The sequence below is a fragment of the Arenicella sp. 4NH20-0111 genome, assembly GCF_040366405.1.
In the GTDB taxonomy this organism is placed as follows: domain Bacteria; phylum Pseudomonadota; class Gammaproteobacteria; order Arenicellales; family Arenicellaceae; genus Arenicella.
The window spans coordinates 513,804-531,764 of sequence record NZ_BAABWF010000002.1 but is presented as its reverse complement, the minus strand read 5'-3'; the positions used below and the strand labels follow the sequence as shown (position 1 = coordinate 531,764).

The following is a 17,961-nucleotide window of genomic DNA, read 5'->3' as shown; positions in this document are numbered from 1 at the left end:
CGTTTAGAGTTCGTGCTGCCTATCTAGTATTCTCTTATCAGCGCCTATAGAGATTCACTTTTATATCATTATTTAGTAAATAGCCTTCGCTCCATGATGAAATAATGCTTCTTAAGTCAAGCCACTTAACCAGTTCTATATTCTCCGAATTGTTCTTAAGTCTCGGCGCCGCATAACCAGTTTTTATTTCGGAAAATGGTCGCGGTAAATTGGTCAAGATTTGACGCACTTCATCATCATTCAAAAGCTTATGACATTTATTTAGAAGTGAGATTTGCGTCTTTATAGGTCTAGAATGCTCTATTAAAGATCCTATTATATCGACATCAAAGTCGAAAATTTTGACATCGGTATTTTGAATGATTGGACCAATAAGTGCTGCTCTGCTAGGTGAATTGACGAGCGCTGTAAGGTCCATTGACTCAACTATCTGAAGTTTGGCTGCATGATCAATTTTAGATCGCAGAAGACCTTCAAAGAAGTCGTCATCCAGTGCAAAGCTGTCGGAATCCGCCAAATATGTGTCGATATTGGTCGCGACAAATAGTACCTGCAAGTCCCTATTTTCAGCGAGCGCGTCGAGACTATCCTCAGAGAATGTAATTTTTCCTGCATCTATCAGAATTCGAAGCTTAGCGGGCTGAAGTCCTTCGGGTGGTTTTCCAAACGGTTTAGGCAGGGCATGAGCATATTCGCTATAGGCGGTATCAGACAGTGAGTCTGCCCCGACGAGGAATTGACGCAGCTGCAGTGACTCTGAGTCACTTGGTATGGGATATTGCAGGACATTAGTACGGACATCATCCCGATCAAGATAGTCAACCAAGCTATCTGCTTCGAACCCTTCACCTTCCATAAAAGCAAGACAATTCATCCAACTTGGTTCGATCACATTTAGCTTGAATAGCATAGCGTGCAATCTCTCAGGCACATCTTCTAGAGCTGGCAGCTTGGTTGCCTGCCGTACAAGAAACTCCCTAAGATCATCTTGATTAATCGTTTCGTGGCGAACAACGGCTAGAATGGCGGATGCATCCTCCTTTGAATTCCTTTTAAGTTCCAAAAGGACATTACGTAGGTAGCAGTCGAAATCGCGTTCGACTCGCTTCATCAAGGTTGCGTTACTTGTCGAACGTATGGCGCTGAAGTTTCTCTCGCGCATTGGCTCGAGATCCATCTCTCCTAAAATCACTTGGTAGACGTATTCCAGGTTCGCGATCGTGAGTTCGAAAAGCCCCTCCTCGAACATGATGCGTACAATTTCAGAATGTTCTTTGATGGAAGCGAGATCTTTGACCTCAAAGTCGAGGTATACAAGGCGTTTTGGTTCTAATTCAGGTGAATTCACCAGTATCTCTGAAAGATTTGCCGAAACAAATTCGGATAACTCTTCAAAATCTCCTGCGAGTGCTTTGAGCGATGTATCTGGTAGATTCGTGACTAGTTGGGTAACGTGAGAGACATTATTGGGGCTTGCAATGGCAGCTGGGACGATGCCTTTCCAAACCTTGGCTAATCCCGAAAGAAGTTCTACAATATGGCGGCCGCTGGTGTAGTAGGCATCGAAAAAATCCTCACAGTTCTCGAATTCGGACAAGAGAAACTTGAAAAATTTCTGAGTTTGGCCGCGATAACGTCCAGGTTCACTCAGAAGACTATCGACAAGCCTGACGTTCAAGACATAGCTTTGCCGAAAGTCCTCATCTCTCATAGCAGCAATGATCTCTTTAGGATTATCCATCGGAAAACTCGGCTCAGGTGTGACGAATGCCCGGATCTGAATTAGAAACTTGTTATCTTTAGGCGACAAACGACCTGAATGAAAGAGTGACGTGTACAGGTAGAAAGTATCGTCGAGATGGCCCTCTAGAATCAGAAAACGTGCAAGCTCACCATTTTCTTCAAAACTTTCGAAAAAGTCCTGCTCATGGTCGACACTCAAACGTAATAGCTCATTCAGCTTAGTCGTTCGCAAAGTTACAATCCTTGATTTGAGCTCATTTATTTGTCGCAAGATTTTGTTCTTGTTATCAGCCTCCTTGTTTTCGATCTCCTCCTTACGTTGCTGGTAGGATTTCTGAGAATCCACCTTGCTTTGTAATTTGGAAATATCAACCTGAGATTGATGGTTATGGACGTTACGGTGAAATATATATGTGGCTCCAATAAATTGCTCGAACGCATCGTGGCTGACCAACTGTGCAAGCGTTATCCATGTTTGATTGTCAGGGCTGACAGTTTTGGTGGTCGTTGGCAACATCTCAATCATAGCCATAGCATAAATTTGCCGTAACTCTCTAAGGTCTGAAGGCGTCTGTCGTTCGGCGACTTCAAGCCGCTTTTCGAGTTTCGCGATTTTGGCCCTATGCTTAGCCTCACCAGTAACAATGAGCTCATCTTGGCGATTCAATATTCCTGCGAGAGTACCATCGCCGCGGTGCAATCGCTCAAAGTCCCTTGGATAGACGTTTTTATATATCAAGATTGCGAGGAGTTTGTTGGCGTCGAGCAGGTTCTCTCCATCAGTTTCCAAATTAGCTACATAAATGGTGTACTCGTTAAAGATGTTCTGAATTAACCTTAGGTCGTTTAGGTACCGTGAGACTTCTCTCAAAAATTGCCGATTAAGTCGCCCATCGAGCTCAAGTCTCCTTCCCTGCTCCAATACCATATCAATCGAATTTGATGTATTGATGATCGGTATGATGGGAATGATGAACTCGAAGAACTTGGTTCGATCGGTGTTGATAAATATGTCATCACGCAGCGCATAGAGGAATCTGATGGTGCGTTTCACGCCTGCATTCTCGTTCACAAGGCTATTAATTTCGCGTAGTGTGACGAAAATTTCGGTATTGTTAAATCGATCTAGATCCTCAATGACTACAAGATCGTAATTGGTAGATTGGAAAAAGTAGATTATTTCGTCAAGGTGACGGTTCAGTATGGAAGCCTGGTCATCATTGGCAGGTTTTATCTCAACGTCCTTCATTGAGATGCTCTTGAGTGACAGACCGAAGCTCGCGACATAAAAGTGATGCAGTGTGCTCCAGAAGAATGTTGCCGCAAGCGCGAAGATCCCTAGATTAACTCCATTGCTGATCGCGAACGGAATGAAAAAAGTACCGCTGATGATTTCTTCTCGGTGATGAAACGTGTACCAAAGCGCGAGAATTCCAAGCAGTATGTAAAGAGATTTGAATATTGATAAAAAGCCAGGAGACTGAATTCTTTTGAACCGCGATAATGGAAGCTTGTTTGCGTCAGGGCCATACAACATCTGTTGCAGGATACTTCTCTCAATCTCTTGACGGCTCACCTTGTCGCCACTCGAATCGGCCTCGGGAATAAACGCAGCAAGAGAGATTTGAAGCGCAGTCCGCGGATACTTCTTCAAGAAGGATTGAATGACGCTGCTCTTTCCCGACCCATAGGGGCCAGTTAGGGCAATGTTGGAAACCTTTGCATTATTCGTTGCAAACAGAATTGCTTCGGAATATATGCCAGCTTTGTCGGCTTCGTCAGTTGGCGCGAGATCCACGAACTTCGATCGCATGTCGGCGGAGCCGCCTTCGCTTTCCAGCAAAGACGCGATGCTATTGAGGCTTTTAGCAAGCCAGCGTGTTAGGGCGGTGATTTTCTTTTTCATACGATACTTAACTTTCTAGCGCTTCTTTAACTAATGGAAATGAGGATTCTGGTAGTTCGTTGAATTCAATGAATGAAATGGCAATTGTATTTTCAATTTCTGATACAGCATCTCTACAATTTAAAACAGACTCGAGAAAATCAAAGACCTCAATAGCGTCTATTTATTGCTTTCTAACTCCATTGGCTAAAATGGACATACTGTGGTGCATTTCTTCTGTCCATTCAAGAAGCTCAGGTTCCGCCAATGACCAATCGAGACGACATCTTTACAGAAGGCTTTTCGATCACATCCTTGCTGTAAGTTCATCGATACCTTATTACGCATAACCATTTATTATCTGGTATCGTGCAGGGATATTTATAATATTTGGTCACAAAATTTAGTTTTTGAAACTGCAAAATTTCTATTCCTAACATATTCCTGCCTTGGCACTAGTTCAACTGGACTAAAGTCTCGAAATGGCCGCTTCGAGTATGCAACAGCCTTAATCAATATTCAATTTGACTCTACCCGGCCTCTAAAGCTCCTTCGCTTAATAACTCCGTATCGAGAAATTCAAATATCCTCTCAAACACGTCGCTTCGAACACTTTCAACCTCATTAAACAATTGGTGCTTACCGTGGGGCACTTTGTGGATTTTGAGGTTATTCGCTTTCTGCCTTAACAAAGGCAAATTATATTCCCAGTCTACAACGTTATCTAACTCACCTTGTACAACCAGCATATCGGCCTCGATGGTTGACGATTTATCAATACGTCGATTCCATTGATACAAGGCTTTTAAAAATTCGTATGATATAACGGTGTTTCGTAAGGGGTCGGTCTTAGCGAATTCTAGATATTGAGTGTTGTTTGAATTTTTCTTATGGCGGCTTTTCAGCGTCTTTAAAAATGGGGCGGTTATTGTGTAACCGAATTTACCCCATCGCCATTGTTTATGATGAATTAGTGGCGATACGAGCACCGTTTTTTCAAATAACGAATTATCTTCAAGCATCGCATTCTCAAGTGCAATAGATCCACCCGTGCTAAAGCCTATGAGCTGATATGGCTTTGGTAAAGAGCTGTTGTATTTAGCGACTATTTTGTTCAGTAGTAGTGCGTTGTTATTGATCCCTTTGATGTCTCCCCTATTTCCGGATGAGTTGCCATGCCCTGGTAAATCGTAAGCAAAAACGGCGTAATTTTTCTCTACCGCGGTATTAATCATATGACTTAGAGTACCAACATGATCAAAGTAACCGTGCAGAATGAATATTGTGCCAACTGGATTTCTAGGAACAAATACATGACTAGCGATGCTGTGGTCGTCAATCGTTGTTACCCCATTGAAATACTCGACTTCTTGTTTTAATTCGCCGGCCAAAAGACCGTAGAAGTCTAAGTATGCTTCGTTTTTAAACTTGGAGTCACTTGGTGCGGCTAAATCCAGCGCACTGCTTGTATAGCGTAGCTGACTCTGTAGTTGGCTTTGTTTATCCGTCGGTCCAGATGCAGCTGAAAGATTGGTGTATCCCGATAGAAGAAAAACCAAACTGATTAGTCCCAACTGCTTGCTCAATACAATCATTGGGATGCCAACGTCGACTCAAACAAACTTAGAATCAAGCTACGTGTTAGCTTGAGATTCATTTTCAAGCGCCTTGTCGGCAATGTGTTTATAGAGGTGATTCACCTCAGCGATTAACGTTTGGTACTCGGGGTGCTTATCAGCAAATTCAATGCTACCTTTTGCTTCATTCAACGCGGTTTCGAGTATCGAGACATCAATCTCGCTCATTCGCTCACCGGCATCTATTTTGTCTCTGAGTTTAAGCAGGTCTGGTAATCGTTGCTTCTCAAAGCGTTCAAGCACAACTTGAATTACACCAAGCTCTTTGTCTGTTAAGCCATATTTCATAGCCTTGCCTTTACCTATTCTCGTATCGATTTAGGTCGTAAACACCGTACCACAGTGGGTTTTGGCGTTTGGCGGCCGCATGCATATAGTCGCTCTCTTGCCAAAAGCTTTGATCGGTTCTTCGTACGCCATAGTTATCAACCAACGCTTCGTAGTCTGATTCAGTTTGAATGGCCATTAACTGGTCTACAAACACACTCGCTTTAGCGGTCGGAACTCGGTACATAACCTTGGGGTAACTCCCGACAATGCCATTCAAGACTGTCACTCTGGTTTCTTCGGGAATGATTCTGTTGTCTTCACCAAACATTGAACTCATGTTCTTATGAAATACGTCTTTAACAATGGTGGCGTATTGGTTTTGACCCTGCTCATCGTAGAAACGCACGACGGCGGTGTCGGGTAGCAAACTTGCGCCCTCACCTACATAACCGTTTAAACGTTTTACTGTTCTCTCTAGGCCGGTATTACCGTGAAAGTCGATAGTAAAATTAGTAGTAAGCACCGGTTTTAAACGCTCTTTCAACATACCCAGAAGTTCGTTTTTATGTTCTTTCGTTTTGTACGGAATCGATACTGAGCCGTTTTTCTCGAACTCTGGGTTAGCCAAGAATTCATTTGCTTCTTTAGGCGCGTTGCGGTGCCAATCGTTACGCTCTTTTACTCGCGACTCTTGAGGTAACATGGTTAAGAATGCGGCTTCGCCGTCCATGCGTAAGAAGTCCATGTGAACTCGCGACAATAACTGGTGACCTACATTGCCGTAGACATCGTAACCGGCTACTAGCAGGTAGTGAATGCGCTCTAGCAATGGGTAGCTAATAACCCACGCTGTTTGAGGGGTTTCACCTAATAAGCCTTTTTCAACTGTGCCGTAGTCGAAATGTCGCATCACAGTAAGCGCCGCATTAGGGTTAGTGCCGTCGCCATCCCAAATCATGTCTAAGTTAATCGAATTATCACCAGTGAAATTCTTAGCCAGAAACTGGTCGCGCTTTTTACGGCCTTTGCGTTCTTTGTCGGCGTACTTAACCCAGTTAGTCAGCGGCAAAAAGATGTCTTCTTGCGTGCTGGCAAGTTCTAAGTCATCTTGGCTTAAGATAATGGCGTCTTCTATTTTTTCGCTGATGGGTGCATCAGGGTCAAGGAAGAATACCCAAAAACGATCTCGAATCACGTTAATGGCGACTTGCCCTCGGCAAACCGAACCTTTAACAAAATTCATAATAGTGAACTGTGCTTCGTCTAGTAAGAATCGATAGCGCGATTGCACGGGTAATTGTTCAAAGCTAACAAACGGGTTGCCTGCTACCTTAGGCTTATAACTCGGCAAGCTGGTTACTTGATAATCGTCGTTAAAGAAAAGCGCGTCCCAAGTAGCTTTGCGTTGCTGATTTAAAACGTATGGTTTATGGGTTTTAGCCATAATAGTTTCGAGGTGCCGCACAATTCGGTAGTACACACGCTCTACTTTAGGGTCGCTATACGGGCGGTGTGTTGCAATATGCTTAACCGGCTGCCCTGGAGGGGTCGCAGAACGCACGATATTAAAGAACTGCCTATTCGACAGATCATCGAAATATAGATTGGCTAAATACAAATGCTCATAAATATAACGGCTGACTAATTGCCCCTTTAACGAGTCCTGATTGAGATAGGCTTCCCATTGATCAATGCGTTGATCAAATTCGGCTACTAGCTCAGGTCTTGGAGTAAAGGTTGCGCCTTGAGCTACCCATTGTTTGAGCGTGTTGTGTTCTTCATCGCTAATCTGCGGCAAACCGTAGGGCATTCCCCATAGAGGTTTCTTCTCAGCAAAGTCATCAAAACCGTTGATATCAGTGCATTGTTCTTTGCGTTGTATGTCTAGGGTAACGTCTTTCGGTAGTGTCTTAGTGGTCGGGTTTGGGTGTTGTTTTTTAAGATCCAGGAAACGATATAACAAACTCGCTTGCAAGTTCACGGCTGGAGACTGCTGCGGGTACTCGTTTAACACAGGGAAAAATCCATCATCACGCCACCCTTGCGTTGTGAAGTTGTCTTCGAAAAGGCGTGATGGTTTGGCTTGAACTAAGCGGCGCACGTCATACACTTTTAGATTCTTGGCACCACGATCAAGGCCTTCAATGGCGGTAGTCTTTAACTGACATGGCGCGTCATAACAAGCATGACAACTGGCGCAACGGCTCTCTAAAATTGGTTGTACATCAGACCAATAATCAACATGCCCTTCTGGCAAGGATTCAACTTGACGATCTATTACTTGAGCACTTCCATATAGTTGATCGTATTTATTGACAGCCAGAGTGGCACAACCTGTAACAAGAGCGAGTAAAAAGAGTATTGAGAAAAGCCGTTTTAGTTTAAGCATAGTTTTATCAATGAACCAATTTGTCTAGAATCTTAATGATAACCGATGGAATTATCGATGCCTGAAAGAGTGGTTAGTTTTTTTAGTTACATTAGAACGTGGTAACGGCCTAGTAAGCACTAGGCCGTCTTTTAGGTTAATGATTAAAAGCGATCACTTCATCTTATCTAGGCCTTTTTCTAAACCAGTAGCCCAACGTTTAAGCCGCCATTTGGTTTGGTGAGCCGCTAAAAATGGCGTTGCTCGTTCAAAGTCCACGCCTCGAGCTTCAACTGTTTCCCTGACGTTTCCTTTAAAAAGTAGCTCGCCTGTAGTGAGATCAGTGAATTCTACGTTTAAGGTCATCGCGCCAAAGTCTCTTACATAAACATCGTATCGGCCACCTACTCCCATTGTGTTGGGCACATGGTTCACAATGTCTGTCAGTGTTAAGTTGACACTCATGGTGCGTTGATCTGCTTCCTCGATGTCGATCAGTTTAAAGTCGTCAACCTTGGCTAGGGTTTTTGCAAACTCGGTGTGAGCGTCATCCTGCATCTTAACTTTAGCCCACGCCGCCAGTTCAAAATTATCATTCAATATTCGTTGATGCCCGTAGAACTTCTTAGCTGGTTTGTAGTCAAAATTGCCCCATTTCACAACAACCGTTTCATAGTCCTTGGGATTAAACTCTGGGTTAACCCAGGCGTTATCTAATTGGCGAGTTTTTACCGTTTCAAAACCATCAGGAGCCGTAACATTTTGCTTAGCTGCAAATGCGTTGCCGGTAAAAGCTACGATCAATAGAGCGGTAAGAAGTGTGTTTTTCAATGTGATACGTTTCATAATCAACTCCAATTAAAATGTCATTTCGTCCTGAATTAAGCCGCTTTCCTAGCGTGAGTAACAATAAGGTCTAAATGCTTTTTGGGTTAATCAGTAGCGGACTGACGATATTCTTTTAAAGACATAAGGCCTTTGGCACCCTATCGTGCGTAGCAAAAGCTAGAAGAACCATGGCTCTTCTAGCTTATCTGCCCTTTGTAGCTTAAACATTCTAAAGCTCAAGGCTACTTGGTCATTAGCTTTAGAAGATTGTCATCTGGATTCTCGTTGCAGTGTTCGCCAAGCTGAGTAAGTACTTTAGTGATGGTCCCGCCATCATGAATAAGTTCATTTTTTACTCCAGATACATAACCATAATAGAGAAACAGAACTGTGCCTCGCTCGGCTTCTTCGAGAGTCATAACGTCCCAACAAGTAAGCTCTGATAAATCAAAAGACTGTTCAGTGCTTGTTTTGCCTTCGTGATCCTTACTGCCATGACCATCAGCCAATGCAGTACTGGCTGTAAAGATTGAGATTAATGCTGCAGAAAAAAGAAGTGTGCTAAATATGGTGAGCTTTTTAAGATTAGTTTTCATGGTAATTCCTCATAAGGCGCTTAGCCTGATAATATTTTCTTACGGTGACGTCTATTTGTTTGCAACGGCAATTAGTAATCGCGCATGCAGGCTCTAACTTCGTATTCAAAGTCTCGACGTAACTCATCATTTTTTCTCTGTTTCTCCCGCTCAGCGCCTTGCTTAATCGCGCCAATAATAAAACCAAGTTTGGCGCCGCGTTTTTGAGCTTTGCGTATCTCCTTCTTATCGCCCCCAGTTACCCAACTTGCAGCTCCAGCGTTAAGGCCTCCTTTAATTGCCCCTTCAAGCGCTCGACCTTCTCGATAACGGCTTGGGCTTGGGCCCCTATAACCTGTTACGTCGTAGGCTCTATCTTTGCAGTCGCGATAGCTTGGACGACGACGTTCATCTCTACGGTCGTCGCGTCTATCATCATAGCGAGCACTTTCACGCCGGTCGTCATAACGATCACTACGTTGCCCCCTGTCGTCGTAGCGATCGTCGCTTCGACTTTGCTCATAGCGACTATTTCGGTATTCATCATAATCTGTTTGAGCGCTAGCCGTTGCCGTAAACAGCATGAGCACGCCTACGCCAAGCATTCCCACAAACCGCTTTCCGTTATGCTCGGTTTTCCGTTCCATTACACTTTTCATCGTGACCACCTCGTTGGATGTGAATTAAGATTAAGACCGACACAAACAATACAGTCTTTGTGCAACGCGAACCGTCTTCACTCGCTCATTGCAAGAATCACAATATAGAGATACTCGCGACTAGGTTAATCGACAGCGGACAAAGCACAGTCCTACCAGGACAGTTACTCATAGTTAATTTATGAATATGTTTGACCTGTTACGCAGAAATCCACAATTCTGTTGCGGGAAACGAGAGAACCAGCTTGCTCTAAATTAGCCGCCTAAGCGGCTAATTACAGTAGTAAGATGTACTGAGAACATTACTAATAATGCGATGCCAGCGGCGACGAGAGCTCGCACAAACCGCACACGCTTGCGGTCTCGTAAATTCGAAGATTGGTACAGCTCAAACGCGACTTCATCCAATGTGTCGGCCTTGAGTGCATCTCTAGCAATCTCATCTACCGACGCGTGTCGCTCGTGGCGAATATAGAGAATTTTATAGATTGAGCTTTGATCTTGGCGTTTACTTGGTTTGATCGATTTCCGGGTTGGGTACAATACAAAACCAAATAACAACATTGGAAAGATCAAGACTCCCCAACCAAACACCACTACCCATAAGTCAGCGCCTTTGTCTGGAAAGATTGCTTGATTAATACCCAGAACCAAATTTAACGAAAACAGATAACCAATAGCGCATATCTGCGCTTTGGTATCGTATGAGCGAATGGACTGCTGGGTTTCGCTAAGCGCGATTTTCAGCAACCCTTCGGCTTTATCCCTATCTTGCTTCTCCGTTACTTGAGTTTCTCCAGAAGCCATTAGCGGATTACTTGGTATTAGAGGGTGATTGCTTCATTTCATCAAGCCCTGTGCGTAATTTTTTGGCCCAATGTTTAGCGAGCTGTTTAACCGCGGCCCAATTATTAGCGGGTGTCGATTCTTTGAAACCAAGGCCATCAAAACTTTCAGCAGAGCGTCGATCAATTACCGATACAAGCGCTTCGCCAGTAACTGAATCGGTGAAATTCAACACTAGCGTAGCTCGGCCAACTTCAGATAGATACACTTCGTTTCTGCCTGCCTTAATGGATGGTACATTTGAAACAACATCGACAAGCTTGATGTCGAGCGCTATTGTGTCGTCACTTGGGGTAGTTGAAAAACCATAGCCCTCGACGCTTTGTAGCTCCTTAGAAAACTCGTCAATAATAATTTGCTTAAGCTTTTCTTGCTGCGACTCGCTTACTGGGTAAGCTGTGCTTGATCGGTTATATGGCGTATAGCGATCTTCGACAGTGCGAAACTCAACGCCACGGCCGTTAATCATTATGTTTGAGTAATCAGCAGGGGCAAAACCTGGTTTTACCCAAACTCGGTCGATATTCCAATCCTTCACTTGCACTAAACCCTCGCTAGGCGGCAACTCATTGCTCGTAATAGATGCACACGCTGAAATCAAACCCAGAGAAATCAGTAAAGTTGATGCTTTTAAAAATGACTTATTCATCAGTTACTCCGCATAGAAAAATGGTGGATAGAAATTTACTCGCTACTTAACGCAGCCTTTGGAACTAGTGCAAGTAGCTATCGCGGCGGAAAGCTCACTAGTAACGCTCTCGCGGTCTCGGCAGAATCGGAGCCGGTCGAATTTAGCTCTCTATTGCTCAAGGTTTTAGACGCATTGGTATGCCAAACTGGGCGACGTGATCTGCCATCGAAAATATCAATAGCAATGCTGCCTTTTGTGTAGCTTACAGGTACACGTGTAGTGATTAGTTCTCTGCTCGGATAATAGTGCGGGTAATAGTGCCGGCCCCATGTCCATGCAAATGGGTCGGAATAATACGTTCTAGTTTGGGTTTCAATACGTGTTCTTATTTTGTCTCGAGCGCCCATGGTGTACATCACGGTAAAGTCAGGTTCGCCACCGCCACTTAGAAACACAAAACCTTTGCTTTCTAGCTCGGCCACAATTGAGTTAGTCATACGTTGCTCTACTAAGCCTGATACGGCATAAGAACCTTCAGAAATCATGGGTGAATTCTTGTCGGCCCAAGAGAAGGTTTTATAGTTAGAGAAGTCATTGCTTGCGTCAAAGTCTGAAAATACTTTGGGTGTTGAAGAACAAGCACTGCCCAGCAATGCAAAAAGTAAGACGAAGGTTAACTTAGTAAATGTCGTGTTTTTCATAATATTAGCCCTAGTTAGAGAACCCCGTGTTTGAAGAATTTTCATTCAAGATAGTATCAACACAACGAGAAAAGGTCTGATCCGTGCTGTACAACTTACAATCAATTAAAGACATATTAGAGGTTTAAGAAAAACTGAATGATGAATGCATTGCTTATATCAACAAAGAACGCGCCAACTAACGGAAGAATGATAAACGCCAGTGGCGCAGCGCCATGTGATTTTGTTACCGCCGTCATATTGGCAATTGCCGTTGGCGTAGCGCCCAGCGAGAAACCTGCAAAACCAGCGCTTAACACAGCGGCTTGATAATTGCCGCCCATCAACTTGAAGAAGACGAAGAGAATAAATACGACTGCCGCGATTGCCTGCAAGCCAAGTAAGACCATCAACGGGCCCGCTAGATCAGCGATAGACCATAACTGCATTGACATTAACGACATGGCGATGAATAAGCCCAATGAAAAATCTGATACCACGGATAATGCTCGAGTATGAGATGGCCACGCTAACTTCGGCAATAGACTAGGAACTGTGTTTGATAGAAGAATGGCAACTAGCAAACAGGCCACAAACAAAGGCAGCTTAAGGCCTACACCAGCGAAACCTAAATTCAAGATAAAGCCCAGTATGATGCAGAGGTGCATTACCAGAAGAACACCCATTAGGTTAACGTGGGTAATGGTGGCGTCGCCCTCTTGGGCGTAGGCCGTGCCAACACTTAAGTCTTCATCTTGTTGACCACTCAGCTTATAGCGAGACATAAGGTGCTTGGCAATTGGCCCACCTAACAAACTGGCCATTACTAAGCCTAGCGTCGCGGCGGCAACACCAACTTCTAGGGCATTTGGCACACCATGGTTTTGTGCAATTTCAGGCGCCCAGGCGATAGCTGTGCCGTGGCCTCCAATCAAAGATGCCGAGCCCGTAAGCACACCCATGGCTTTTGGTAGACCTAAAAAGTGCGCCGTAACCACGCCGACCACATCTTGGAAAACGATGTAAAGCAAGGTGACACACAGCAATATAATCAGCGGTTTACCACCCGAAATCAAATCACTTAATCTCGCATTCAGGCCCACCGCAGTGAAGAAATAAATTAATAGAACATCTCTTATTTCAAGTGTGTAAGTGATTTCGATATTGGCAATACTAAAGAATGCCAGCGCTACTAGCGAGGCGATAATGCCGCCTGTGACAGGCTCTGGGATATTGAATTCGCGTAAAAGTGCTACTCGACGATTGAGCAACGTTCCGGTGAAGTAAACCAGAATGCCAATCGTAAACGTCGTGAAATTATCTAATATTACCGGCGACGAATTCATCACTTCCAACTGCCACCTAATGCCAAATTAAGGTTCACATGTTGACTTAACATGGCACGTTTAATCGAAATCAAATTGCGGCGTGCGCTGAATACGCGTTGTTGAATTGATAGAACATCGATTAACGCTATCTCGCCTTCTTTAAATTGAATGTTGGCAATTCTTAGGGCTTCTTCCGCTGAGTTAAGTGTGTCAGTCAGTGCTCTTACTCGTTGGCGTAGTACAACGTTTTGATCAAGCGATGTTTCGACCTCTCCAAATGCCGACAAGGCAGCTTGTGTGTAGCTGGTGATGGCCGCTTGTTGATCAGCCGTACTCGCATCGATTTGGGCCTTGGTTAGGCCGCCATCGAATAACGGTGCTAACAAGCTTGAAGCTGCTCGCCATGCAACGTTACCAGGGTCTAGTAGTGAACCTAAAGAGTTTGATGCACCTCCAATCGAACCGCTCAAGGATACGCTAGGTAACCTTGCGGCTTTAGCTTGGTCTACTTTATTGTAGGCCGCAGCTATGCGTCGCTCGGCGGCAATGAGATCTGGGCGTCGTTCAAGTAAGTCCGATGGCAAGCCAGCTGGCGCTGCTGCTGGCAACGCGGGTAAATTTTGACTCACCTTTAACTCGGCTTCGGGGTATCGACCCAAAAGTAATTCTAATGACCTAATCGCGTCACGACGAGCACCCTTGCTAGACGCTAAGCCATCTTGCGCACTGGCCAAATCGGCTTCGGCTAGGGCGAGATTTTGTTTATCGCCTACTCCGTTTTCGTACTGAACTTTTACAATACGATTTGTCTCTAGCAAGGTATCGATAGACTTCTGTGCGATGTCTAATTGCTGGCTAGCTTCAATCGCGGCAAAGTAGGCTTGAGCTACGTTTGCTGCAATAGAGTATTGAGCGAACTTGTAATCAGCCTCAGCGGCAATAACACTTTGAGCGGCTGCTTGGTTGCCAGAACGAATGCGCCCCCAAAGGTCTAGCTCCCAACCAGCTTGTAAGCCGATATCCTGACTACTGCTGCCAGTCGCTTCTCGTGTGCCTGAGCGGTTTGATCCTGCGGTCAAATTAACTTGAGGTGAAAGCGCTGAAGCCGCTTGTCGAGACAATGCTCTCGCGCTATCGATGTTGCTCGCCGCTAACTTGAGGTTTAGATTATTTGCTTGCGCTTCTTCAACTAAGGCCGTTAGAACATCGTCTTTAAAACCGTCTAACCAGCCAACTTTGACCTCGCCAGGGTTCTGTTGAACCGTCGCCCAAGCTGATGGTGTATTTGGCAAGCTACTTTTCGCCGCCGCTCTGGCTTCATCCGTTCGGTCTACACTTTCAGTACTAACGCAAGCACCTAATGCGAATGCTACGCTCACTGCGATTGAAGATTTGAGTAACATTCGAACATTTATCATCGGAGTGGCGTTCATTTAACCAACCTCGCTTTCAGTTGAATTGATTTTAAAAAGTGCGGCATACAACGCCGGAACAACGACTAGCGTGAGCAGCGTTGCAAAACTTAAGCCAAAGACCAATACCACCGCCATAGACTTGAAAAACGCATCACTGAATAGTGGTATAACGCCTAGTACCGTGGTTAATGCACCCATCATCACTGGCCGCACCCTACTCGCAGCAGAATCGACTACTGCGTCGAAGCGCGCTTTACCTTCGCCAATTTCAATGTCCATTTGATCGACCAGCACAATCGCGTTCTTAATCATCAATCCTGAGAGACTGAGCAAACCAAGAATGGCCATAAACTCGAGCGCTGTGCCAGTGACAAGCAAGCCTGTGACCACACCGATCAATGCCAATGGAACCGTTAACCAGATGACTAAAGGTTGCCTTAAGGCATTAAACAAAATAACCACCACCAACACCATGGCTAGAAAACCAAGTGGCAACGTGCTTGCAAGGTCGCCGTTGGCCTCACTACTATTACCGAATTCCCCACCCCATTTCAGCTTATAGCCAGGTGGTAGGTCAATTGCATCAATCGCAGGCCTGATGCGCGCTTGAAGATCTGATGCCAGATCACCTGAAATTGGGTCTGACTGGGCTTTAATTTTCCAAACTCGATTCTCACGTTTAAGCAATGAGTCTCGCCAAACGGTGTTAATACCATCAACGACTTGCCCTAGTGGCACGCTGGCGCCAGTTGCCGGGCTGATTATTTGAATTTGATCAATACTATTGGCATCAACGCGTTCGTCTTTAGGCGCACGTGCAACAATGGGAATAAGTGTGTCTTTCTCGCGATATACGCCCACTGAGGAACCAGAAAAATTAGTAGACAAGGCGCTGGATAAGTCTTGGCGAGAAATGCCTAGTCTGCGCCCCCTATTGGCTGAGTACTCAGGCTGGATAATGCTCACAGGCTGACGCCAGTCATCTTTAACGGATATAGCCCGCCCATCAGCGGCCATAATTGCTTTAGCCTCATTGGCAAGGGTTCTTAGCACAACGGGGTCTGGGCCACTGAATTCCGCTTCAATTTTAGAACCGCCGCCTGGGCCTAATTGGAACTGCCAAACCTTGGCTTGTGCATCAGGATAATTACTATCTAAGTAAGATTGGATGCGTGGCACTAAGCCCTTAATATCGTCATATTTTTTTACTTTTAATAGAAACTGTCCATAAGACGAATTGCCACTTTCACTGCTATAGACCAACATATAGCGCAATGCCCCTGCGCCAATCAGAGTTTGAACATTGGAGAATTCAGGATACTCAGCAAAGTCTCTTTCGATGGCTAACATATCGGCCTGCGTTTGACTGATATCAGTGCCCTCAGGTAACCAATAGTCTACCACTATCTGTGGTGACGTAGACGCTGGGAAGAAGCCAGACTTAACAAACTGAAAACCCCATACCGACACAGTAAATAAGCCAACGGCCGCCCCAATAGCCAACCATTTAACTTTGAGAACGTTTCTCATGAAGGACTTATATGCCGACATGAATTTGCCTTCGACTTGTTCGCCTTCAGGTGCATCAACTTCTTTAAAAAGTAGATCTGCCAAAAAAGGTACAGCGGTGATCGCGAATACCCAACTGAACAACAAAGATATCATTACCACCCAAAACAAATGCCCCGTGTACTCAGCGGTTGAGCCTGGCGCTAAACCGATTGGCGCGAAAGCAATTATGCCAACAAGTGTTCCACCTAAAAGCGGCCAAATAGAACGATCAATAACTTCCTTGGTAATGTCGATTTTGCTTCTGCCCCGCTGAGTGCCGACCAATATTCCTTCGGTCACCACAATGGCATTATCGACTAGCATGCCTAAGGCAATGATCAATGCCCCTAAGGATATTCGATGCATTGGAATATCCGCTAAATACATTGTTGCCAGTGTCGCCGCGATGGTTAACAACAACACCGCGCCGATAATAACGGCGGATCTAAGGCCCATGAAGATCAATAGTGTTACCAATACAATCGCCAGCGCAGCAAGCACGTTGACAGCGAAGTTAAGAACCGCGTCATCGGTGATTTTGCCTTGATGATAGTACTCATGAAGGTCAATGCCGATTGGGCGTTGAGACTCTACCTCAGCCAGCTTTGCATCAATGGCGTTACCCATCTTTACGACGTTAGCACCTGTAACGTTTGAGATACCAAAACCAATGGCTGGCTTGCCGTCGTAACGTAGCTCGCTTTGCAATGGTGTTTGGTATTCACGACTAACATTGGCGATATCTCTTAAGTAGACAATTGTGCCCGCGTTGTCAGTTGAGATAACAAGGCTTTCTATTTCTTCTACTGAGTCGATCGAGCCTGTGGGCTGAATAATCAGTCGACGGTTTCCTGCCTTTACATTACCTGCAGAGCTAACGGCATTTTGCTGCTCGAGCTGTTGATAAACCTGATTGGTTGAAAGGCCAAGTGAGCTTGCGCGCTCACGAGATATCTCCACATAGATAGCTTCACTTTGCAGACCGGAGAGAGACACTTTAGCGACGCCTTCAACAGACAAAACATCGGTACGTAGCTTTTTCGCGTAGTTTTCTATCTCTTTGTATGAGTAGCCCTCGCCGGTGATTAAATAATAGATGCCGTATACATCACCAAAGTCATCATTGACGATTGACGCAGGCGTGCCCGGTGGCAAGGCTGATTGAGCGTCGTTAACTTTGTTACGCAGCTTGGTCCATATGCCTTGAAGCGCAGCTTTTGAGGGAGAAAACTCGTATTTAATGTCAACATTAATACGAGATAAGCCTGCCGACGACGTTGAGGTAATCTCTTCGACTTCTTGTAGTTGCTGAATTGCCGTCTCTAGAGGCTCGGTAATTTCATTCGCCACTTCGGTCGGCGTAGCACCTGGGTATTGAGTAATAATTACCGCAGTACGGATTGTAAACTCGGGGTCTTCAAACCGAGCCATGTTTTCATAGGCGTACCAACCGCCTAGCAGTGATGCCAAAATTACGATCATCGTAATTAGGCGATTTTTCATCGCGAAGATGCCTGGATTCATCATATCTATGCCCTAGCCTTA

Annotated in this window: 13 protein-coding genes; all 13 read right to left on the bottom strand. The window is 44.9% G+C overall.

Annotated elements, in window-relative coordinates; genetic code table 11:
• Positions 1 to 37 precede the first annotated feature (37 nt).
• Positions 38 to 3,649 (bottom strand): YobI family P-loop NTPase, encoded by a 3,612-nt coding sequence (locus ABWW54_RS06390; protein ID WP_353411311.1) that lies wholly within the window; start codon positions 3,647 to 3,649, stop codon positions 38 to 40.
• 509 nt (positions 3,650 to 4,158) lie between these two features.
• Positions 4,159 to 5,223 (bottom strand): alpha/beta hydrolase, encoded by a 1,065-nt coding sequence (locus tag ABWW54_RS06385; RefSeq protein WP_353411309.1) that lies wholly within the window; start codon positions 5,221 to 5,223, stop codon positions 4,159 to 4,161.
• 39 nt (positions 5,224 to 5,262) lie between these two features.
• Entirely contained in the window at positions 5,263 to 5,553 is a 291-nt protein-coding gene (locus ABWW54_RS06380) for a hypothetical protein (RefSeq protein ID WP_353411307.1), read from the bottom strand.
• Positions 5,554 to 5,563: 10 nt separating this feature from the next.
• Positions 5,564 to 7,924: a fatty acid cis/trans isomerase gene (locus ABWW54_RS06375; protein WP_353411305.1), complete on the bottom strand. Its 2,361-nt coding sequence runs from the start codon at positions 7,922 to 7,924 to the stop codon at positions 5,564 to 5,566.
• A gap of 153 nt (positions 7,925 to 8,077) precedes the next feature.
• The gene (locus tag ABWW54_RS06370; protein WP_353411303.1) at positions 8,078 to 8,749 is read right to left on the bottom strand and encodes a DUF3313 domain-containing protein; all 672 of its coding nucleotides are present in this window, start codon (positions 8,747 to 8,749) and stop codon (positions 8,078 to 8,080) included.
• Between the two features lie 224 nt (positions 8,750 to 8,973).
• A complete protein-coding gene (locus tag ABWW54_RS06365) occupies positions 8,974 to 9,327 on the bottom strand; it encodes an HdeA/HdeB family chaperone (RefSeq protein WP_353411301.1) in 354 nt (117 codons plus the stop codon).
• A gap of 71 nt (positions 9,328 to 9,398) precedes the next feature.
• A complete protein-coding gene (locus tag ABWW54_RS06360) occupies positions 9,399 to 9,965 on the bottom strand; it encodes a hypothetical protein (RefSeq protein WP_353411299.1) in 567 nt (188 codons plus the stop codon).
• Positions 9,966 to 10,220: 255 nt separating this feature from the next.
• Entirely contained in the window at positions 10,221 to 10,772 is a 552-nt protein-coding gene (locus ABWW54_RS06355; protein ID WP_353411297.1) for a Pycsar system effector family protein, read from the bottom strand.
• Positions 10,773 to 10,779: 7 nt separating this feature from the next.
• On the bottom strand, positions 10,780 to 11,460 hold the full coding sequence (locus tag ABWW54_RS06350; protein WP_353411295.1) for a DUF3313 family protein: 681 nt from the start codon (positions 11,458 to 11,460) through the stop codon (positions 10,780 to 10,782).
• 77 nt (positions 11,461 to 11,537) lie between these two features.
• On the bottom strand, positions 11,538 to 12,143 hold the full coding sequence (locus ABWW54_RS06345) for a DUF4136 domain-containing protein (protein ID WP_353411293.1): 606 nt from the start codon (positions 12,141 to 12,143) through the stop codon (positions 11,538 to 11,540).
• A 116-nt stretch (positions 12,144 to 12,259) separates the two neighbouring features.
• A complete protein-coding gene (gene gltS / locus ABWW54_RS06340; RefSeq protein ID WP_353411605.1) occupies positions 12,260 to 13,468 on the bottom strand; it encodes a sodium/glutamate symporter in 1,209 nt (402 codons plus the stop codon).
• Positions 13,468 to 14,883 (bottom strand): efflux transporter outer membrane subunit, encoded by a 1,416-nt coding sequence (locus tag ABWW54_RS06335; RefSeq protein WP_353411291.1) that lies wholly within the window; start codon positions 14,881 to 14,883, stop codon positions 13,468 to 13,470. The genes gltS and ABWW54_RS06335 overlap by 1 nt, the downstream gene beginning before the upstream one ends.
• Positions 14,884 to 17,940, bottom strand: a complete 3,057-nt coding sequence (locus ABWW54_RS06330) for an efflux RND transporter permease subunit (RefSeq protein ID WP_353411604.1) — start codon at positions 17,938 to 17,940, stop codon at positions 14,884 to 14,886. It lies immediately after the preceding gene.
• Positions 17,941 to 17,961: the final 21 nt, after the last annotated feature.